The sequence below is a fragment of the Amycolatopsis sp. NPDC114478 genome (assembly GCF_055633805.1).
The window spans coordinates 596,198-613,816 of sequence record NZ_JBVKDO010000001.1; the positions used below are offsets into that span (position 1 = coordinate 596,198).

The 17,619-nt window shown below is 70.5% G+C and carries 22 protein-coding genes; 6 read left to right on the top strand and 16 right to left on the bottom strand.

All coding sequences use genetic code 11. The features are described from left to right. Positions 1-45: 45 nt before the first annotated feature. The 3 genes from ACZ7OH_RS02895 to ACZ7OH_RS02905 form a co-directional block, all read right to left on the bottom strand. Entirely contained in the window at positions 46-330 is a 285-nt protein-coding gene (locus ACZ7OH_RS02895) for a hypothetical protein (protein WP_400894166.1), read from the bottom strand. Between the two features lie 10 nt (positions 331-340). Next, positions 341-2,038, bottom strand: coding sequence for a sodium:solute symporter family protein (locus tag ACZ7OH_RS02900; protein WP_470279297.1), 1,698 nt, complete (start codon positions 2,036-2,038; stop codon positions 341-343). A 187-nt stretch (positions 2,039-2,225) separates the two neighbouring features. Continuing rightward, positions 2,226-3,002: a hypothetical protein gene (locus tag ACZ7OH_RS02905; protein WP_470279298.1), complete on the bottom strand. Its 777-nt coding sequence runs from the start codon at positions 3,000-3,002 to the stop codon at positions 2,226-2,228. Between the two features lie 701 nt (positions 3,003-3,703). Here ACZ7OH_RS02905 and ACZ7OH_RS02910 point away from each other — a divergent pair. Continuing rightward, positions 3,704-3,841, top strand: coding sequence for a hypothetical protein (locus ACZ7OH_RS02910; protein ID WP_470279299.1), 138 nt, complete (start codon positions 3,704-3,706; stop codon positions 3,839-3,841). A gap of 2 nt (positions 3,842-3,843) precedes the next feature. Here ACZ7OH_RS02910 and ACZ7OH_RS02915 read toward each other — a convergent pair whose 3' ends face one another. Further along, positions 3,844-4,050, bottom strand: a complete 207-nt coding sequence (locus ACZ7OH_RS02915) for a DUF1653 domain-containing protein (protein WP_470279300.1) — start codon at positions 4,048-4,050, stop codon at positions 3,844-3,846. 1 nt (position 4,051) lies between these two features. Then, entirely contained in the window at positions 4,052-4,711 is a 660-nt protein-coding gene (nucS, locus tag ACZ7OH_RS02920) for an endonuclease NucS (protein WP_167379600.1), read from the bottom strand. A gap of 37 nt (positions 4,712-4,748) precedes the next feature. On the opposite strand from nucS, the gene ACZ7OH_RS02925 reads away from it, so the two are divergent. Next, on the top strand, positions 4,749-5,294 hold the full coding sequence (locus ACZ7OH_RS02925) for an NUDIX domain-containing protein (protein ID WP_470279301.1): 546 nt from the start codon (positions 4,749-4,751) through the stop codon (positions 5,292-5,294). Here the strand turns inward: ACZ7OH_RS02925 and ACZ7OH_RS02930 are convergent. The 4 genes from ACZ7OH_RS02930 to ACZ7OH_RS02945 form a co-directional block, all read right to left on the bottom strand. Further along, positions 5,266-5,730 carry a DUF2867 domain-containing protein gene (locus ACZ7OH_RS02930; protein WP_470279302.1) on the bottom strand — a complete coding sequence of 155 codons (465 nt, stop codon included), beginning with the start codon at positions 5,728-5,730 and terminating at the stop codon, positions 5,266-5,268. The genes ACZ7OH_RS02925 and ACZ7OH_RS02930 overlap by 29 nt on opposite strands. Next, the gene (locus tag ACZ7OH_RS02935; RefSeq protein ID WP_470279303.1) at positions 5,727-6,227 is read right to left on the bottom strand and encodes a TetR/AcrR family transcriptional regulator; all 501 of its coding nucleotides are present in this window, start codon (positions 6,225-6,227) and stop codon (positions 5,727-5,729) included. Before ACZ7OH_RS02935 ends, ACZ7OH_RS02930 begins: the two co-directional genes overlap by 4 nt. Positions 6,228-6,294: 67 nt before the next feature. Continuing rightward, positions 6,295-7,068, bottom strand: a complete 774-nt coding sequence (locus ACZ7OH_RS02940; RefSeq protein ID WP_470279304.1) for an enoyl-CoA hydratase-related protein — start codon at positions 7,066-7,068, stop codon at positions 6,295-6,297. Continuing rightward, entirely contained in the window at positions 7,065-8,024 is a 960-nt protein-coding gene (locus ACZ7OH_RS02945) for a GlxA family transcriptional regulator (RefSeq protein WP_470279305.1), read from the bottom strand. Before ACZ7OH_RS02945 ends, ACZ7OH_RS02940 begins: the two co-directional genes overlap by 4 nt. Positions 8,025-8,095: 71 nt before the next feature. Between ACZ7OH_RS02945 and ACZ7OH_RS02950 the strand changes: the two genes are divergently transcribed. Further along, entirely contained in the window at positions 8,096-8,638 is a 543-nt protein-coding gene (locus tag ACZ7OH_RS02950; protein WP_470279306.1) for a cysteine hydrolase family protein, read from the top strand. Here the strand turns inward: ACZ7OH_RS02950 and ACZ7OH_RS02955 are convergent. The 3 genes from ACZ7OH_RS02955 to ACZ7OH_RS02965 form a co-directional block, all read right to left on the bottom strand. After that, a complete protein-coding gene (locus ACZ7OH_RS02955; RefSeq protein WP_470279307.1) occupies positions 8,631-10,646 on the bottom strand; it encodes a protein meaA in 2,016 nt (671 codons plus the stop codon). The two genes, ACZ7OH_RS02950 and ACZ7OH_RS02955, sit on opposite strands and share 8 nt — an antisense overlap. A gap of 84 nt (positions 10,647-10,730) precedes the next feature. After that, positions 10,731-11,243 carry a hypothetical protein gene (locus ACZ7OH_RS02960; RefSeq protein ID WP_470279308.1) on the bottom strand — a complete coding sequence of 171 codons (513 nt, stop codon included), beginning with the start codon at positions 11,241-11,243 and terminating at the stop codon, positions 10,731-10,733. 59 nt (positions 11,244-11,302) lie between these two features. Beyond that, positions 11,303-11,824, bottom strand: a complete 522-nt coding sequence (locus ACZ7OH_RS02965; protein ID WP_470279309.1) for a YdbT family protein — start codon at positions 11,822-11,824, stop codon at positions 11,303-11,305. Positions 11,825-11,955: 131 nt separating this feature from the next. Between ACZ7OH_RS02965 and ACZ7OH_RS02970 the strand changes: the two genes are divergently transcribed. After that, positions 11,956-12,579, top strand: coding sequence for a LysE family translocator (locus ACZ7OH_RS02970; RefSeq protein WP_470279310.1), 624 nt, complete (start codon positions 11,956-11,958; stop codon positions 12,577-12,579). Then, on the top strand, positions 12,579-13,202 hold the full coding sequence (locus ACZ7OH_RS02975; RefSeq protein ID WP_400894195.1) for a LysE family translocator: 624 nt from the start codon (positions 12,579-12,581) through the stop codon (positions 13,200-13,202). The genes ACZ7OH_RS02970 and ACZ7OH_RS02975 overlap by 1 nt, the downstream gene beginning before the upstream one ends. Here ACZ7OH_RS02975 and ACZ7OH_RS02980 read toward each other — a convergent pair. Genes ACZ7OH_RS02980 through ACZ7OH_RS02990 form a run of 3 tightly spaced genes read right to left on the bottom strand, consistent with a single transcriptional unit; the run spans position 13,199 to position 15,622 of the window. Then, complete coding sequence (locus ACZ7OH_RS02980) at positions 13,199-14,389, bottom strand: alpha/beta hydrolase family protein (protein WP_470279311.1); 1,191 nt, start codon at positions 14,387-14,389, stop codon at positions 13,199-13,201. The genes ACZ7OH_RS02975 and ACZ7OH_RS02980 overlap by 4 nt on opposite strands. Then, positions 14,386-15,204, bottom strand: coding sequence for an NmrA family NAD(P)-binding protein (locus ACZ7OH_RS02985; RefSeq protein WP_470279312.1), 819 nt, complete (start codon positions 15,202-15,204; stop codon positions 14,386-14,388). The genes ACZ7OH_RS02980 and ACZ7OH_RS02985 overlap by 4 nt, the downstream gene beginning before the upstream one ends. Next, positions 15,197-15,622, bottom strand: a complete 426-nt coding sequence (locus ACZ7OH_RS02990) for a nuclear transport factor 2 family protein (RefSeq protein ID WP_470279313.1) — start codon at positions 15,620-15,622, stop codon at positions 15,197-15,199. The genes ACZ7OH_RS02985 and ACZ7OH_RS02990 overlap by 8 nt, the downstream gene beginning before the upstream one ends. A 94-nt stretch (positions 15,623-15,716) precedes the next feature. Here ACZ7OH_RS02990 and ACZ7OH_RS02995 point away from each other — a divergent pair, with 94 nt between their 5' ends. Next, positions 15,717-16,310 carry a TetR/AcrR family transcriptional regulator gene (locus ACZ7OH_RS02995; RefSeq protein WP_470279314.1) on the top strand — a complete coding sequence of 198 codons (594 nt, stop codon included), beginning with the start codon at positions 15,717-15,719 and terminating at the stop codon, positions 16,308-16,310. A 1-nt stretch (position 16,311) separates the two neighbouring features. On the opposite strand, the gene murA is transcribed toward ACZ7OH_RS02995, so the two are convergent. Further along, positions 16,312-17,586, bottom strand: a complete 1,275-nt coding sequence (gene murA, locus ACZ7OH_RS03000) for a UDP-N-acetylglucosamine 1-carboxyvinyltransferase (protein ID WP_470279315.1) — start codon at positions 17,584-17,586, stop codon at positions 16,312-16,314. Between the last annotated feature and the right edge of the window lie 33 nt (positions 17,587-17,619).

Consider the following 17,619-nt stretch of genomic DNA (forward strand, 5'->3'; position numbering starts at 1 on the left):
GGAGCACGGTAGCCGGAACTCCGCGCCCGTGTCCGGACAACCCGGCTATTCGGCCGGGGCCGCTGGTGTGTCCTCGCTCTCGGGCTCGGCCGGCACGACCAGTGGCCGGACCCTCGCCCAGATGACGAACAGCGCGGCCACGACCAGCATGCCGATGCCGGCCCAGAGGTTGATGTTGACGCCGGCGGCCTTGGCGATCTCCTCGTCGGAGGTGAAGCCGATGCCCATGATCGTCAGGATGATCCCGTACACGCCGATCAGCAGGGCGATGATCAGCCGGATGTCGAAGGCGCCGGCCTTGTGCGGCCGCGCTCCGGATTCGGTAGCCATTGCGGCCTCCTCAGAAGATCGCGTTGAGGGCGATGGTCAGGACGAGCACGATGCCCGCGAGCAGGCCCGGCTTGCGGTACCAGCCCGCGTTCTCGCCGGTTTCGTCGTGCTGCCGCGTTTCCTTCGGCGTGAGCGAGTAGACCAGGCCGACCAGCTCTTCGTCCGGCTTCGGCTTGGTGACCAGCGACACCACGACGCTCACCACGATGTCGACGACGAACGCGGTCCCCGCGGCCACGAAGCTGGTGCCCTGCCCGTGGAGGCCGAGCACCCCGGCCTGCGAAAGGCCCCAGATCGTGATCGCGGACGCGGTACCGAGCACCAGGCCGATCCAGCCGGCGTGCGGGGTCATCCGCTTCCAGAACATGCCCAGGATGAACGTGGCGAACAGCGGCGCGTTGAAGAAGGAGAACAGGTCCTGCAGGTAGTTCAGGATGTTGCCGGAGTTCGACGCGATGAACGCGGTGCCGATGGCCAGGATCGTGCCGACCGACGTCACGATGCGGCCGAGGCGCAGGTAGTAGCCGTCCGGCTTGTCCTTCTGGACGTAGGTCTGCCAGATGTCGTAGGTGAAGACCGTGTTGAACGAGCTCAGGTTGGCCGCCATGCCGGCCATGAACGACGCCAGCAGGCCGGCGATGGCGATGCCGAGCATGCCGTTCGGCAGCAGGTCGCGCATCAGCAGCAGGAGCGCGTTGTTGAACGTGACGCCGCTGGGTTCCTTGCCGCCGTCCAGCAGGATCTGCTTGTCCTTGACGTACTCGGACACGCTGACCGCGGCGATCATGCCGGGGATGATGACGATGAACGGGACGAACATCTTCGGGAACGCACCGATGATCGGCGTGCGCCGCGCGGCGGACATGCTCTTCGACGCCATCGCGCGCTGGACCTCGACGAAGTTCGTCGTCCAGTAGCCGAACGACAGCACGAAGCCGAGACCGAACACGATGCCGAGAATCGACAGGATGTTGTTGCCGAAGCCGGTCAGGTTGTCGCCGGGCCAGGAGTGCAGCTGCGCGGTGCCGCCCGGGCTGTTGGTGACCTTGTCGACCAGGCCCTGCCAGCCGCCGACCTTGACCAGGCCGATGATGGTCAGCGGCACCAGGGCGATGACGATCACGAAGAACTGCAGGACCTCGTTGTAGATCGCCGCGGAGAGACCGCCGAGCGCTGTGTAGGAGAGCACGATCGCCGCGGCGACGATGATCGACACCCACAGCGGCCAGCCGAGCAGCAGGTTCACCACGCTGGCCAGCAGGAACAGGTTCGCGCCCGCGATCAGGATCTGGGCGGCGGCGAAGCTGACGCCGTTGACGAGGTGGGCGATCGGGTTGAAGCGCCGCCGCATGAACTCGGGGACGCTGCGGACCTTCGAGCCGTAGTAGAACGGCATCATCACGATGCCGAGGAACAGCATCGCCGGGATCGCGCCGATCCAGAAGTAGTGGACGGTCGGCAGGCCGTACTGGGCGCCGTTGGCCGACATGCCCATGACCTCGACCGCGCCGAGGTTCGCCGAGATGAACGCCAGGCCGGTGACCCAGGCGGGCAGCGAGCGGCCCGAGAGGAAGAAGTCGAGGCTGCTGGACACCTGACGCCGCGCCAGGTACCCGATGCCGAGTACCAGCACGAAGTAGAACGCCAACTCGATGTAGTCGATCGCGCTCGCGTCGAGTCGCAGGTTCGCATCGGCTAGGACGAGCACCGACCCACCTCTTTTCAAACTGGACAACAACCCACAGGAATCACCACTGCCCTGTCGGATCCGGACAGTACTGCATGGATTCAGGGTCGGCACGCTGACCTGTCCAATGTGGTCAAAAGGGCGCGTTTCCCCGGCCTTGGCCTGGGGAAACGCGCCCTCTCTCACGCGCCGCGGGAGCGGCTGCGGATCACCGATCGGTGGGGACCGCGATCTCGCCCTCCTCGTCGATCAGCTTGGCAAGCACGGCGTCGGGCAGGTAGGTGCGGTGCGGGTAGCCCGGGCCCCACGAGTTGAGCAGCGGCACGGCGCCGAGCTCGTCGGCCCGCGGGTTGGCGAGCACCGAGTGCACGTCGTCGACCGACTTGGCCCAGCGGAAGGCCTTGATGCCCTCGGCGGCGTCGGGCTTGTACGCCTCTCGCGCGTGCCAGTCGTCGTTGGCGTAGGAGGGGTCCCACACGACGTCGCCGAGCGCCTTGAGCACCTGGGCGGCGGCGCGCACCGAGGTGCCGTTGTCGTCACCGGGGTTGGTCTCGGGCCACTCGTCGCGCTTCTTGGCCTGGTCCCAGAGCCAGAGGGCGGAGTACTCCTTGCCGTTGAAGAGCGACATGCACCGCGACCAGCCGAAGCCGACGCACGCGCCTTCCTTGCCCTGGTCGTAGAACGCGTAGTAGGCGTCGGTGTCCGGGGTGCCGCCGGGCTCGAGGCAGACGCAGTGGCCGCCGCGGATGTGGCCGAGGTTGGCGACGCCGTCCTGGGCGATGAAGTACTCGCCGGAGGTGCCGTCCTTCTTCGGGGTGTCGAACGCGGAGTACCAGTTGACCCCGATCACCACCGGGCACCGAGTGGGCCGGCTGTCTTCGGGCAGCGCGCTGAGCGGATACCTTTCGACGTGCTCCCAGTCGTCCGGAACGAACCGGCCCAGCCGCGGATCGGCCGGATCGGAACCGAGTGGGCGATAACGCATGACTTCCTCCTCCGTGCAGGCGAAAACGCGCACCCACCGGCCGGACGAAGTGAGCGCACCCCGAGCTCGAAGGCGGACTGAAACACAGGCACGACAAAGAAAGAGCGCCGAGCGCACCACCCTCCGGCCACGCCGGACGCACCGGCGGAACCCCTCGGAATAAGTGTGCCACTTACGCGCGGAAAAGGATCCGAAACTCACCCGAACAGCGCATAAAGGCAGCCCGGAAAGGGCCGGATAACTTCACGGCCGCCTATCGGGTCAACGATTTCCTTGCGGAGCAATCGGCGGGGAAAGGAGATACCGGAATCAGGCATCGATTCGGTATCGGTGTTTCAGCAACAGCGAGGTGCGCTCCGGCGACTCCCGGGCATCGCGCCACCCGGCGCACCGGAACCGCGGTTCTCGAAGGCGCCGGCGACCGGGCTCTGCGCCACTCCTTGACGGGACTATCCGCGCGAGTCGAGATCCGGAGTGCCCGCGGCACGATCCCCACGGTGCTGTTCCTCGGGGCCTCGTCATCGAAGGGCCGGAAACGAGACTCGAACGGGCGGTGAGCCTCCGCAAGCACCCGGACGGCGCGGACGTGGCGCGAGAGTTCGCCGCGCGGCTGAACCACCTCAGCGCGCACCCAACGACGGACCGCCGCGCGGAAAGCCGACCGTGGGGCGGCCAGGAGCGATTCGACGTAGCCCTGCTCGATGCGGGCGCCCGTCAGGTCGAAGTCGTGCGGGCGGTGCGGCGCCCCGGCGATCTTGCTGGAGCAGGTACCGGCGCCGGAGGCCCAGGCCGCCCGGGAAAAACTTGAAGGCGCGGGCGCGACCGTCGAACTGCTGTGAACTCAGTCGCTCACCCGACGGAACCGCGGCACCACACCATCAGCCGTCTCGACGGTCTCCCCGAACATCGCCTCCGGGCGCACCCACAACCCCCGCGAACCGTACAACGCCCGGTACACCACCAGCCGCTCCTCGGTTTCGCTGTGGCGGGCCACCCCCAGCACCTCGTACTCGCCGCCCTTGTAGTGGACGTACCGGCCCGGCTCCACCTCAGAACAGCCGGAACTCGTCGGACTCGATGCCGCGCAGCTCGTCGTAGTCCAGCGTCAAGCAGCGGATTCCGCGGTCCTCCGCCAGCGTCCGCGCCTGCGGTTTGATGATCTGGGCCGCGAACACCCCCTGGACCGGCGCCAGCAACGGGTCGCGGTTCAGCAGCTCCAGGTACCTCGTCAGCTGCTCGACGCCGTCGATCTCGCCGCGGCGCTTGATCTCCACCGCGACCGACTTGCCGTCCGCGTCGCGGGCCATGATGTCGACCGGGCCGATCGCCGTCGGGAACTCGCGGCGGACCAGCGTGTAGCCGTCGCCCAGGGTTTTGATGTGCTCGGCCAGCAGCTCCTGCAGGTGCGCCTCCACGCCGTCCTTCTGCAGGCCCGGCTCCGCGCCCAGCGCCTGCGAATAGTCGTGGAAGACCTCCTCGATGGAGATCACCAGCTTTTCGCCCTGCTTGTTCTCGACGATCCAGATCTTGCCGTCCTCGATCAGCCAGCAGGGCGGGCTCATCCAGTTCAACGGCTTGTACGCACGGTCGTCGGAGTGGACCGACACCGAGCCGTCGGACTTCACGAGCAGCAGGCGGGTGGCCATCGGCAGGTGGGCGGTGAGCCGGCCGGCGTAGTCGACCTGGCACCGCGCGATCACGAGACGCACCCGAGGAGGGTAGGACAGGGTCGGTGATACTGGGCGCGTGGACCCCATTCAGCGTGTCGCGTCCCGCGAGGTGTACCGGAACAACTGGATGACCGTGCGCGAGGACGACATCCGCCGCCCGGACGGCTCGGCCGGCATCTACGGCGTGATCGACAAGCCGGACTACGCCCTCGTCATCGCCCAGGACGGCGACCGGTTCCGGCTGGTCGAGCAGTTCCGCTACCCGCTCGGCGAACGGCGCTGGGAGTTCCCGCAGGGCACCGCGCCGGACCTGGCCGACGTGCCGCCCGCCGAGCTCGCCGCGCGCGAGCTGCGCGAGGAGACGGGCCTGCGCGCCGGCACGATGACCCCGCTCGGCAAGCTCGACGTCGCCGCCGGGATGAGCAGCCAACGCGGCTGGGTGTTCCTCGCCACGGACATCACCGAGGGCGAGCCCGAGCGCGAACACGAGGAGCAGGACATGCGCAGCGCGTGGTTTTCCCGCGCGGACCTCGAGAAGATGATCCTGGCCGGCGAGATCACCGACGCCCAGTCGATCGCCGCGTGGGCGCAGCTCATGCTCTTCGAGCGGCACCGGCCTTGAGCATCCCGCGGATCACCAGGTGGTGGAACGGCTTGATCAACGCGAAGTAGGCCGGCCCGACGCGGTTGTGGAAGTGCACGAGCGTGCCGAGCCGGAAGCCGCGGGGCACCGCTTCGACCGTCAGGTACCCGGTCAGGTGGCTGTCGTCGACGCCCGCGACCAGGTAACGCTCCGGGTCGCCGGCCCGGACGGTGAAGAACGCGACCCGGTCGCCGGGCGCGAACCCGACGTCCTCAGGTCGGAGCCGGCCCGACCGCGGCACGGACGCGGTGTCCAGCCGGAGCGCCTTCGCGAGCACGTACCGGACGCCGAACAGGGCCTTCACCCAGGCCGGTGACCAGCCGAACACGCCCGCGACGAATTCGCGCAGGCTGTTCTCGCTCTCGATCTCCTTGAACTCGACGTAGTCCGCGCCGTCGGCGAAAGGTTCCGTCATTTCCGTCTCCCCAGTACGAGTTCCAACGCGTTCTTGAGCTGCGGCCCGGACAGCGGCGGCACGACCTGCCCGGCGCCGACGACGATCAGGTACAGCGCCTGCGCCAGGCCGGCGTCGCCGCTGACCTCGGTCAGGTAGGCCACCCGGGTCCGGTCGACGCGCTCCTGCACCGCCCTCGCTTCGGCGTCCTGCAGCGCCCAGGCCCGGACGGCGATCTCCAGCCCGAGCCCGGGTCCCGGCGCGAGCACGAGCTTCAGCAGCGCGCCCAGCCGGTCGCCCGGCGCCGCGTCCGCCTGCTCCATGAACCGCGTCGTGCGCTCGGTCTCGAAGTGCGCCAGCAGGGCCGTGCGGAAGCCGCCCATGCCCTTGAAGTGGTGGTAGAACGAGCCTTTCGACAGGCCGAGCCGCTCGGTCAGCCGCTCGATGGTCACCGACGGCGCACCCTGCTCCGCCAGCAGCACCAACCCCGCGTCCAGCCAGTCCCGCCTGCTCACCATGCGCCATACCATACCGTATGGTACGGCCGACGATCACGACTAAAGCCCGCCGGGAAGCGGGGCGGGCTCAGTCAGGCCAGGAGGGCTTGCGCTTCTCCAGGAACGCGGCCATGCCTTCGCGGGCGCCGGGCAGCTGCGACGCCGCGGCCATGACCTCCAACGCGATCGCGTAGGCATCGGCTTCGGGCCGGTCGAGCTGGGCGTACAAGGTCACCTTGCCCATCGCCTTGCTGGCCCGGCTGCCGCGCGTCGCCCGCGCCAGCAGCTCCGCGACGGCGTCGTCGAGCTGCTCGTCGGGCACGACCCGGTTGACCAGGCCCCACTCCAACGCCGTGGGCGCGTCGACGACGTCGCCGGTCAACGCCAGCTCCATCAGGCGCTTGCGGCCGATCGAGCGCGCCACCGGCACCGCCGGCGTGTGGCAGAACCAGCCGCCCTTGCCGCCGGGCAGCGCGAAGCCCGCGGATTCGGCCGCGATCGCGAGGTCGCACGACGCCACGAGCTGGCAGCCCGCCGCCGTCGCCAGGCCGTGCACCCGTGCGATGACGACCTGCGGTACCGACTGGATGGTCTTCATCAGGTCCGTGCACAGCGTGAGCAGCTCGCGCACGCCCATCAGGTCGCGCGCGGCGACGTCGCCGAAGTCGTGGCCGGCTGAGAACACCGGACCCGCACCGGCCAGCACAATGCCGGTCGCGTCGGACGTCCCGGCCTCGCGGAACGCGGCGAGCAGCTCGGCCAGGTGGTCCGCGGAGAGCGAGTTGCGCCGCGCCGCCCGGTTCATCGTGATCGTGACGGTGTCGCCGTCGTGCTTGACCAGGATGTGTTCGTACTCGGTCATGCCTCGACGGTAACCCTTCGGAAGGTGCGCCGATAGCTGTCCGGTCCGACGCCGACTTCGGCGTGCATCCGGCGCCGCAGGTTCGCCGCCGTCCCGAGGCCGGACCGCTCGGCCACGCGGTCGACCGGCAGGGACGTCGTCTCCAAGAGCTGTTGCGCGAGCCGGACGCGCTGCACGCGCAGCCAGCGCCCCGGCGTCACCCCGGTGGCCGCGGCGAACTCGCGGTGGAACGTCCGCTCGCTCATCCGCGCGTGCCCGACGAGGTCCTCGACCCCGATGCCGGAACCGAGCCGCGCCAGCGCCCAGTCCATTGTGGACGATAGTCCCGGCTGCGCGGCGGAAGGCACCGGGCTGTCGATGTACTGCCGTTGCCCGCCTTCGCGCGCCGGCGGCATCACCAGGCGGCGCGCCAGTGCGGCGGCGACGTCCGCGCCGTGGTCGCGGCGGACCAGGTACAGGCACAGGTCGAGGCCGCCGACGACGCCCGCGGACGTCAGGACGCCGCCGTCGTCGGTGTAGAGCACGTCACGCTGGAGGTTCGCCCGCGGCGCGACGCGGGTCAAGGCGTCGAAGTCACGCCAGTGCGTCGTCGCCGGACGGCCGTCGAGCAGGCCGGCGGCGGCCAGCGTGAACGCGCCGGAGCACAGCCCCGCGACCGTCCGCCCGTCCCTGTGCGCCCGGCACAGTGCCGCGACAGCGGCGGACGGCACCGGCGCCAAAGGATCGTCTCGGCCCGGCGCCAGCACGAGGTCGCAGCCGTCCAGCCCGGCGAGCCCGTGCGTCGCCGCGACGTCGCCGAACGGCGACACGGCCGTGCGCACCCGCCCCGGGCTGCACAGCCGCACGGTGAACGGGCCGATCCCGCTGTCCGTGCGGTCCTGGCCCCAGACCTCGCCGATCACCGCGAGGTCGAACATCCGGGTGCCGGGCAGGAGCAGAACGCCGATGGTGCGCATGGCAGGAAAGTACCGCATCGCGCGTCTTCTGCCACTCCCCCGAGCGCGAGAAGCCCGCGAAACTCGACGTCATGACCGAAACGGCACTCATCCTGATCGACGTCCAGCGCGGGTTCGACGACGCGGCCTTCTGGGGCCCGCGCAACAACCCCGGCGCCGAAGCGAACATGAAGGCGCTCCTCGACGCGTGGCAGGAGCGGCGGCGGCCCGTCGTGCTCGTGCACCACGACTCCGTCAAGCCGGACTCGCCGCTGCGGCCCGGTCAGCCGGGCAACGACTTCAAGCCCGAACTGGACGGCGCGCGCCCCGACCTCGTGTTCGGCAAGAAGGTCAACTCGGCCTTCATCGGCGACGTCGACCTCGACGCGTGGCTGCGCCAGCGCGGCATCACGAGCTTCGTCCTGGCCGGCATCCAGACGAACTTCTGCTGCGAAACCACCGCGCGGATGGGCGGGAACCTCGGCTACGACGTCACTTTCGCCCTCGACGCCACGTTCACGTTCGATCTCCCGGAGGTGACCGCGGACGAGCTGTACCGCGTCACGGCGGCGAACCTGGCGAACCAGTTCGCCACCGTCAAGTCCACAAAGGACATCCTGGCCGGGCTCAGCTGAGCCCGTTGCGCTCCCGGACGAGCGAGACGATGCCGTCCATGATCTCGGTCAGCTCGTAGTCCTTGGGCGTGAAGACCCGGGCGATGCCGCGTTCGGTCAGGAGCGCGGCGTCGTCCGGCGGGATGATCCCGCCGACGATCACGGGCACGTCCCCGGCGCCCGCGGCACGCAGGCCGTCGACGACGTTCGGGACGACCTCCAGGTGCGAACCGGACAGCACCGAGAGCCCGACGACGTGCACGCCTTCCTGCACGGCGGCCGCGACGATCTGCTCGGGCGTCAGCCGGATGCCCTGGTAGACGACCTCGAAACCGACGTCACGCGCCCGGACGGCGACCTGCTCGGCGCCGTTGGAGTGCCCGTCGAGGCCCGGCTTGCCGACCAGGATCCGCAGCCGTTCGCCGAGTTCCGCTTCAGTGGCGCGGACGCGCTCGCGGACGCGCTCGATCCCCGGGTCGCCGCCACCCGCCGCGGCCGCGGAAACCCCGGTGGGCGCGCGGTATTCGCCGAACACCTCGCGCAGCGCGCCGGCCCACTCGCCGGTGGTCACGCCGGCCCGCGCACAGTCCACAGTGGCCTCGAAGAGGTTTTCCGTGGTCTGCGCGCGTTCCTTCAGCGCCGCCAACGACCGCTCGACAGCCTCGTTGTCGCGGTGGGTGCGCCACTCCTCGATCGCCGTGACGGCCGCCTTTTCGACGGCGGGGTCGATCGTCTCGATCGCCTTCGCGCCCTCGGCCTGCAGCGGTGACGGCTCGGTCGTCTCGAACTTGTTGACGCCGACCAGGATCCGCTCGCCGTTCTCCATCCCGCGGCGGTATTCGGCCAGCGACGCGACGAGCTGCGACTTCATGTAGCCGCTCTCGACGGCGGCGACCGCCCCGCCGAGGTCCTGCACGCGCGCGATCTCCTCCCGCGCGCCGGTCATGATCTCGTCGACCTTGGCCTGGATGACGTGCGAGCCGTCGAAGATGTCCTCGTACTCCAGCAGGTCCGTCTCGAACGCGAGCACCTGCTGCATCCGCAGCGCCCACTGCTGGTCCCAGGGCCGGGGCAGGCCGAGGGCCTCGTTCCAGGCGGGCAGCTGGATCGCGCGGGCGCGGGCGCCGCGGGAAAGCGACACCGCGAGCATCTCCAGCACGATCCGCTGAACGTTGTTCTCCGGCTGGGCTTCGGTGAGCCCGAGCGAGTTGACCTGGACGCCGTAGCGCAGCCGGCGCGCCTTCGGATCCGTTACGCCGTAACGATCCCGCGTGATTTCGTCCCAGAGCGCGGTGAACGCGCGCATCTTGGACATCTCCTCGACGAACCGGACGCCGGCGTTGACGAAGAACGAGATCCGCGCGACGACCTTGGCCATGTCGGCCGCGTCGACCTGCCCGGAGTCGCGGACGGCGTCGAGCACGGCGATCGCGGTGCAGAGCGCGTAGGCGACCTCCTGCGTCGGCGTCGCGCCGGCCTCCTGCAGGTGGTAGCTGCAGATGTTGATCGGGTTCCACTTCGGCACGTGGTGCACGGTCCACGCGATCATGTCGGTGATCAGCCGCAGGCTCGGCCCCGGCGGGAAGATGTACGTCCCGCGGGACAGGTACTCCTTGATGATGTCGTTCTGCGTGGTGCCGGTGAGCTTCGCGAGGACTTCGTCGACGTCCCGGCCCTCGGCTTCGGCCTGCTCACGCGCCACGGAGACGTACAGCGCGAGCAGCCACATGGCCGGCGCGTTGATCGTCATCGACGTGTTGGCCTCGGCGAGCGGGATGCCGTCGAAGAGCCGCCGCATGTCGCCGATGTGCGACACGGGCACGCCGACCTTGCCGACCTCACCGCGCGAGAGCTGGTGGTCCGGGTCGTAGCCGGTCTGGGTGGGCAGGTCGAAGGCCACCGAAAGGCCGGTCTGCCCCTTCGCGAGGTTGCGCCGGTAGAGCTCGTTGGACGCGGCCGCGGAGGAGTGCCCCGCGTACGTGCGCATCACCCACGGTCGGTCTCGCTCGTGGTCCGTTGGGTACGGCACTGGGCACCTCCGGCGGTGGACGTTTCGTCGAGTGTACCGACCGGTAACTTGGGGTGGCAGTGCAATCGGACACGTCCGGGTGACTCAAGCCCCGGCCTGTGCCGCCACGATCAGGTCGCGGACCCGCCCGGCCTCGGGCACGGCGACCAGGCCCGTCATCAGCAGGGAAACCGACGAACGAGCGGGCACCGGACCGAACCGCGAGGAACTGCGGAAGACGATGGTTCCGCTGCCGTCCTGCCGGATCCGGACGACCGGCGGCGGCAGCGTGCCGAGGTACGCCGAAGCCCGAGTCCTTCCCGAGAGGCGATCGGCCAGCACGATCCGCCGGTCGGTCAAGAGGTACGCGACACTGCGCCGTGCCCGCACCCTGGCGGCGACCGCACCCCAGAAGGACGCGAGACCGCCCACCCCGACGACCCAGGAGAAGAACGACAGCGGGTCGTGCCTGGCCAGCGGGATCACGACGGTCGCGATCCCCCAGAGCAGGCCGATCGCGAACTGCCCCCAGTCGAGCAGCGTGAGGGTGAGCCGTTGCGGCTGTCCCCACCACAGCAGCCGTTCACCGGGTAACAGCCCGTCCGCCGGCAGGTCCACCGTCGCCTCCCCAGGGGTTCTTTGCCGGACTCACGCCCGGCGACCCCTGGCGGTTGCCCTCAGGCGGCCGGGCTGTCCGATTGCGGTGGCGCTTGGCGCGCTTTGGCCTCGTCGATGGCCTTGGTGAGCAGGTCGCGGACCCGCTTGGGCTCGCCGACGCCCATCAGCGTCACCGAGCCGGACTCGCCGAACGCGATGGTGCCGGTGCGGGACGGGCCCGGCTTGAGGACCGGCGCCGACAGGCCGGCCAGTTCGCTGGAGCGTTCCCGCTGCCGGAACAGGCCGGTGCGCGCGATGACCCGGCTGTCGGTCACGGCGTAGGTCGTGCGGCCGAGCGCGAGGTACCGGACGGCCGATCGGCCGACGGCGCCGTAGAGACCGATCACCAGCACCACGACGGTTCCGGCCATGGCGCCACCGCTGGGGTGCTTGGTGAGCAGGAACCAAAGGGCGGCGACGGCCAGGATGAGTCCGGCAGGGGCGATCACCCCGTCCGCGGCGACGTAGAGCGGGCGCTGGACCGGCTCTCCCGCCCAGAGCACGCGCTCACCGGGTAGAAGATCGATTTCCCCTGCTGACATGGCCGAACACTACTCTGCCGCGGCCTCTCGCGCCGAGCCCCGAGCGCGCTGCGAGCGCCCGCGCACGCTCAGTGCACTGTGACCGAAATCCGCGAGACCGGACCGACGCTCCTCGATTAGCGTGGGCAGCCGTGACGTGGAGTGCTTACGGGAGTTACCTGGTCATCGTGGTCCTGATCGTGCTCGCGCCGGGTCCGGACACGATGGTGATGCTGAAGAACGCGCTGTCCGGCGGGTTCCGCGGCGGGCTGCTCGCGTCGCTGGGCATCTTCGCCGGCAACGCCGTCCAGGGCAGCGCCGCCGCGCTCGGGCTCGGCGTGCTGATCGCACGGTCGCAGCCGGTGTTCCTCGCGCTCAAGTGGGCCGGTGCGGCCTACCTCGTCTTCCTCGGGTTCCAGGCGCTGCGCGGGGCGTTCCGCGGCAATTACGACGTCGTCGGGGACGCGCAGCGCCGCCGCGGCGGCGGGTTCCGGCGGTTCCGCGAGGGGTTCCTCTCCAACGTCACGAACCCGAAGGTGCTGGTGCTGTACCTGTCCGTGCTGCCGCAGTTCCTGACGCCGTCCTCGACGCTCGGCGACTCGCTCGTGCTGGCCTACACGGTCGCGGTGCTCGGCGGGCTGTGGCTGCTGGTGCTGCTGCTGTTCGTGCGCCGCGTGCGCGAGTGGCTGGGCCGCCGCCGCGTCCGCCGTACGCTGGACGGCGTCACCGGCACCGCGCTGCTCGGGTTCGGCGCCGCCCTCGCCCTGGAGTCCTGATGACGTGGAGCACCTACCTCGGGTTCGCGGGGATGATGGCGTTCCTGGCGATGATGCCGGGCCCGGACACGATGGTGGTCCTGAAGAACGCCCTGACCGGCGGCGCCCGCGGCGGCGGCTGGGCGTGCGCGGGCATCAGCGTCGCGAACTTCCTCCAGGGCACGGCGGTCGCGTTCGGCCTGGGTGCGGTGATCACCCGCTACCAGCCGTTGTTCGAGACCGTGAAGTGGCTGGGCGCGGCCTACCTGGTGTTCCTGGGGATCCAGGCGTTGCGCGGCGCTTGGCGCGGGAACTACGAAACCCTCGACGACGTCCGCCGCGCCCGCGGTACCCGGGGACGCCGGTTCCGTGAGGGGTTCCTCTCGAACATCACCAACCCGAAGGTGATCGTGCTGTACCTGTCGGTGCTGCCGCAGTTCCTCACCCCGGCGTCGACGTTCGCCGACTCGCTGCTGCTGGCCTACACGGTCGCGGCGCTGGGCGTGGTGTGGCAGGTGCTGCTGTTGCTGTTCGTGCACCGCGTCCGCGAGTGGCTGGAGCGCCGCCGCGTCCGCCGCGCCATGGACGGCGCGACGGGCGCGGCGCTCGTCGGCTTCGGGGCGGCTCTCGCCTTCGAAGGCTAGAGCGTCCGGTCCAGCCAGTCGTAGATCCGGCCGGTCGCGAGCCGCTGGGCGCCGACGTGGCAGTGGGCGTCCGCGCCCTCCTCCGCCGTGAACGTCAGCAGCGTCCTCGGCGCCTTCAAGTGGTCGTACAGCCGGCGCGGCTCGGTTTCCGTCTCCCCGGCGAAGAACAGGTCGTCCGCCGCTTCGCAGACCAGCGTCGGGCACTCGATCTGCTCCGCGACGCCCCCTTCGAGCGTGTACTCCAGGTACTTCGCGACGAACTCGCGGTCCGTCGCCGCGCCCAGCACGTACCGGCCGTGGTCGCACGCCCAGCGCAACGTCGGACTCGCTTCGCGACCCGCGGCGAGGATCGCGTCGAACTCCGCGTCCTCCGCCGCCCGCGCCCGCCGGACGATCTCCTCGCGCGGCCACGGCAGCATCTGCGTCACCGCGGAACCCGCGTCGTACACGCCGTCGACCGCGACCACCGCCGCCAGCCGGTGCTCGAACGCCGCCGCGCGCGGGGCCAGCATGCCGCCCAAGCTGATGCCCAGCAACGCGATCCGGGACGGGTCGACGCCGTCGAGACCGAGCGCGTAGTCCACCACCGGCGTCACGACGTGCTCCCAGTCCGGCCGGAACACGAGCTTCTCGCGCCGGATCGCGCTCGGCTGGCCGGGGCCGTCGAACGTCAGGACGTGGTAACCGTGCGAAGCACCCGCCGCCGCGCCCATGAAGTGGCACTCCTCGGCGCTGCCGTCGAACCCGCTGTGGATCAGCAGCAGCGGCTTCGGCCCATCGCTCGGCGCGCGGTAGAAGTAGCCGTGCAGAACCGTTCCCTCGTAAGGGATTTCGACCGGTTCGGCGACGCCCGCGCGCCGGAAGCACTCGACGCTGCGGTCGTACGCCGACGCGATGCGCGGGTCCGCCGGGTCGCCGTGGAGGAAGAACTCCGAGGAGAAGTAGTACGTCGACGCGCGCAGCAGCAGGTCGCGCGCGGTGACCGGGCCGGCGTCGGCCGCCTCGGCGTACAGCCGGTCGGCCAGCGCGCGGTAGGCGTCGTGCCAGCTGTCGTAGTCCCCGGCCGTCACGGTCGACGCGGCGGCGAGCACCTCGCCGAAGTCCGAGCCGCCGTAGGTCGCGTGGCCGAACAGGCGCAGCGTCTCGAACCAGCTCTGCGGGTCCTCTTCGAACAGGATCTGCTTCATCGGATTTCCTCCTCGGCGAACGTGCGGAACGAGCGGGCGGGCCGGCCGGTGACTTCCTCGACGGCCGTGGTGACGCGGTCTTCGGCACCGCGCCGGATGTCCTCGTCGAGCGCGGCGAGCACCGCCGCGAACTCCGCCGGGATCCCGGACGCGGTCAGGCGCGCGGCGAACTCGGCGGTGCTCACCGCGCGGTGGCGCACCGGACGGCCGGTGCGCGCGGCGATGATCGACGCGGCTTCGGCGTAACTGACCGCGCTGGGCCCGGTCAGGACGTGTTCGGTGTTGTGCGGTTCGGGGTCGGTCAGCGCGCGGACGGCGACCGCCGCGATGTCGCCGGCGTCGACGAACGCGACCCGGGCGTCGCCGGTGGCCGTGACGATCTCGCCGTCACGCACGCCCCGGGCGACCAGGTGCTCGCCGGTGAAGTTCTGCATGAACCAGGACGGCCGCAGCACGGCCCACTCGGGCGCCGCGCGTACCAGCCGCTGCAGGTCGCCGAGCCCGGGCGTGTCCGCCGTGACGGCCGACGAGCTCAGCAGCACGACCCGGCGGACACCGGCGGCGAGAGCGTCGTCGAGGAACGGCTCGACCAGGCCCGCCGGTGCGGCCTCGCCGATCGGCGCGAGCAGGTACACCGCGAAGACGTCCCGCACTGCGTCGGCGTGGGTCGAGCGGTCGGTCCAGTCGAACCGGACCTGACCGGGCTCGCCCGGCTTGCGCGTGGCGGCCCGCGCCGCGAACCCCGCGGCACGCAGGCCCGCGACGACCCGGCGCCCGGTCGTCCCGGTGCCGCCGAGGACCAGGACGTCAGCCACCGAAGGCCGCCGTCAGCTCGTCGACGCCGCCGAGGACCTCGGCCGCGGCGAGCGGGCTCCAGTAGTCGCGGTAGTGCCGGATCTCGCCGTCCTCGACGGTGATCACGGCGATGTACGACAGTTCGTACGGCCTCCCGGTGGCCACCACGACGCCGCCGACGGTGAACTCGGCGACGACCACGGCCGGGTCGGTCGTCTCGTGCACGGTCTTCGCGACGACCTCGCGGATGTCGAGCAGGTTCGGGTAGTCGCGCAGGTACTCGGTGATCGCGTCGCGTCCTTCGACGCCCTTCGGGTAGCCCGGGCCGGCGAACGGAAACTCGAGGACCCCGTCCTCGGCCCAGAGCCCGGCGAACCCGGCCATGTCGTGCTTCAGCAGCAAGTCGATCCCGTGGTCGACAAGCTCACGCAGCTCCATCGGAGCCTCCTTCGACGTTTGGACGAGACGGTACCGTCCCGACGTAAGGATAGACAGGACGGTACCGTCTCGTCCACCCGTTAGACTGCGCCGCATGGCACGCACCCCGACCGGCGCCGCGGTCCTCCAGCCCGAGGTCACGCAGGCGATCACCGACGCGGTCCTGCACGAGCTCGCCGAGCAGGGCTACGGCCGGCTGTCCATGGAGGCCGTCGCGAAACGCGCCGGCGTCGGCAAGAGCGCGCTCTACCGGCGCTGGAAGTCGAAGGACGAGATGATCGCCGCGGTCGTCACGGAGTTCAGCGTGACCCGCGCGGCCGCGGCGGACACCGGCTCACTGCGCGGTGACCTGCGGGAGACGATGCAGGCGCTGATCGACTGGCTGACGCACCCACTGTTCTCCCGGATCCTGCCGGACCTGGTCGCGGAGGACGCGCGGAACCCCGATCGAAGCCGCAGCACGCGCGAGAACATCGGCGGCCTCCGGCGCGAGGTCGGTGAGGTGATGCTGCGCCGGGCGATCGCGCGCGGCGAGCTGCCCGAGGACCTCGACCTGGAGATGGGGCTCGACGTCCTCGCGGCGCCGATCTACTGGCGCCTGGTGGTCCGCCGGGCCCCGGCGGAGCCGGACTACGTCGACCGGCTGGTCGAGTACGCCCTGCGCGCGCTGGGCGCGCAGGGGGCGTGACTCACGTCCGGGCCGGCTCGCCGGTGACTCGCTTGATGTTCGCGCCCAGCCGGTTCAGGTTCTCCACGAAGTGCGGGTAGCCGCGGTCGATGTGGAAGACGTCCCAGACCTCGGTGACGCCGTCCGCGCACAGGCCGGCGAGCACCAGGCCGGCGCCCGCGCGGATGTCCGACGCCCAGACCGGCGCGCTGGACAGCCGGGAGACCCCGCGGACCACGGCGTGGTGGCCGTCCGTGCGCGCGTCACCGGAGAGGCGGATCATCTCCTCGATGAACCGGAAGCGCGCCTCGTAGACGTTCTCCGTGATCATCGACGTGCCTTCGGACACCGCCGACAGCGCCACCGCGAACGGCTGCAGATCGGTCGCGAAGCCGGGGTACGGCAGCGTCACCCAGTCGACCGCCTTCGGGCGCTCGGGCTGGACCACGCGGAAACCCTTGTCCCCGAACGTCTCGACGTCCGCGCCGGCCAGCTGCAGCTTGTTCAGCACCAGGTCGAGGTGGTGCGGGTTGACACCGCGGACGGTGATGTCGCCGCGGGTCATCGACGCGGCGAACGCCCAGGTCGCGCCGACGATCCGGTCGCCGATCACGCTGTGCTCGGTCGGGTGCAGCTGCTCCACGCCGTGCACGGTCAGCGTCGACGTGCCGGCGCCCTCGATCTTCGCGCCCATCTCGGTGAGCATCGTGCAGATGTCGACGATCTCGGGCTCGCGCGCGCAGTTGTCGATGACCGTGGTGCCCTCGGCCAGCACAGCCGCCATCAGGATGTTCTCGGTCGCGCCGACGCTCGGGAAGTCCAGCCAGATCTGCGCGCCGACCAGCGTCTCGGCCTTCGCGACGACGCAGCCGTGTTCGATGGTGCTCGTCGCGCCCAGCTTGCGCAGGCCGTTCTGGTGCATGTCCAGCGGGCGCGAGCCGATCGCGTCGCCGCCCGGCAGCGCGACGACGGCCTGCTTCAGCCGCCCGACCAGCGGGCCCAGCACGCAGACGGACGCGCGCAGCTTGCCCATCGCGGCCGAGTCCGCGCGGTGCGACAGCTCGGCCGGCGTCGTGATGGTGGCCGTGTCGCCCTCGATGACGACCTCGCAGCCGACGCTGCGCAGCACGTCGCCCATCAGCGGGACGTCCAGGATCTGCGGGCAGTTCGTGATGGTCGTGGTGCCCTCGGCCAGCAGGGCCGCGGCCATCAGCTTCAGCACGCTGTTCTTGGCGCCGACCACGTCGACCTCGCCGACCAGCCGGGCTCCGCCATGCACGTCGAAGTGCTCGCTCATGGCCGCCAATCATGCCCTCTCACCCGGATTCGG

Excerpts from the sequence above, each read along its gene's own strand:
- ACZ7OH_RS02995 (WP_470279314.1), top strand. The coding sequence starts at position 15,717 with ATGGCACGCACCCCGACCGGCGCCGCGGTCCTCCAGCCCGAGGTCACG.
- ACZ7OH_RS02990 (WP_470279313.1), bottom strand. The coding sequence starts at position 15,622 with ATGGAGCTGCGTGAGCTTGTCGACCACGGGATCGACTTGCTGCTGAAG.
- ACZ7OH_RS02975 (WP_400894195.1), top strand. The coding sequence starts at position 12,579 with ATGACGTGGAGCACCTACCTCGGGTTCGCGGGGATGATGGCGTTCCTG.
- ACZ7OH_RS02980 (WP_470279311.1), bottom strand. The coding sequence starts at position 14,389 with ATGAAGCAGATCCTGTTCGAAGAGGACCCGCAGAGCTGGTTCGAGACG.
- ACZ7OH_RS02895 (WP_400894166.1), bottom strand. The coding sequence starts at position 330 with ATGGCTACCGAATCCGGAGCGCGGCCGCACAAGGCCGGCGCCTTCGAC.
- ACZ7OH_RS02905 (WP_470279298.1), bottom strand. The coding sequence starts at position 3,002 with ATGCGTTATCGCCCACTCGGTTCCGATCCGGCCGATCCGCGGCTGGGC.
- ACZ7OH_RS02950 (WP_470279306.1), top strand. The coding sequence starts at position 8,096 with ATGACCGAAACGGCACTCATCCTGATCGACGTCCAGCGCGGGTTCGAC.
- ACZ7OH_RS02935 (WP_470279303.1), bottom strand. The coding sequence starts at position 6,227 with ATGGTGAGCAGGCGGGACTGGCTGGACGCGGGGTTGGTGCTGCTGGCG.
- ACZ7OH_RS02930 (WP_470279302.1), bottom strand. The coding sequence starts at position 5,730 with ATGACGGAACCTTTCGCCGACGGCGCGGACTACGTCGAGTTCAAGGAG.
- murA (WP_470279315.1), bottom strand. The coding sequence starts at position 17,586 with ATGAGCGAGCACTTCGACGTGCATGGCGGAGCCCGGCTGGTCGGCGAG.
- ACZ7OH_RS02965 (WP_470279309.1), bottom strand. The coding sequence starts at position 11,824 with ATGTCAGCAGGGGAAATCGATCTTCTACCCGGTGAGCGCGTGCTCTGG.
- ACZ7OH_RS02945 (WP_470279305.1), bottom strand. The coding sequence starts at position 8,024 with ATGCGCACCATCGGCGTTCTGCTCCTGCCCGGCACCCGGATGTTCGAC.
- ACZ7OH_RS02940 (WP_470279304.1), bottom strand. The coding sequence starts at position 7,068 with ATGACCGAGTACGAACACATCCTGGTCAAGCACGACGGCGACACCGTC.
- ACZ7OH_RS02910 (WP_470279299.1), top strand. The coding sequence starts at position 3,704 with ATGCGGGCGCCCGTCAGGTCGAAGTCGTGCGGGCGGTGCGGCGCCCCG.